The following is a 437-nucleotide window of genomic DNA, read 5'->3' on the forward strand; positions in this document are numbered from 1 at the left end:
TGAGAGGTAACTAGGGAGACCTACAACTTCTACACCTTCTACACCATCGAACTGTTTTGCCTGCAAGGTGAGCCGCACCGGCCCCCAGGCCGATTCCTCTCTCGTCCCCACCGAACGAGAGAGGGAGTCACCTAGTGACGAACCCGAAGATCAACACGATCAAGCGCGGCGGCAGCCGCCTCTACGTGCACCCCGAGAGCGCTCGGAAGGTGCCCGGCGTGACGAGCGTCCTCAACATGCTGCCCAAGGGCTTCCTGAAGTTCTGGGCCTCGAAGAGCGTCGCCGAGTACGCCGTGAACAACATCGGCGCCGTCGTCACGCTCGCCATGAACGACAAGAGCGCCGCCGTCGACCTGCTGAAGCGGGCGCCGGCCTCGCGACGAACCCCGTCGCCGTCGAGGCCGTGGCCGAGATGATCGGCGACCGGCTCGCCGTCA

Annotated in this window: 1 protein-coding gene; it reads left to right on the top strand. The window is 64.5% G+C overall.

Translation table 11 applies throughout. The features are described 5' to 3' along the window. The first annotated feature begins 134 nt into the window (after positions 1-134). On the top strand, positions 135-416 hold the full coding sequence (locus tag PROKR_RS02615) for a hypothetical protein (RefSeq protein WP_036959367.1): 282 nt from the start codon (positions 135-137) through the stop codon (positions 414-416). Positions 417-437 lie beyond the last annotated feature (21 nt).

Origin of the sequence: Promicromonospora kroppenstedtii DSM 19349 (assembly GCF_000515355.1) — a bacterium.
Taxonomy (GTDB): Bacteria; Actinomycetota; Actinomycetes; order Actinomycetales; family Cellulomonadaceae; genus Promicromonospora; species Promicromonospora kroppenstedtii.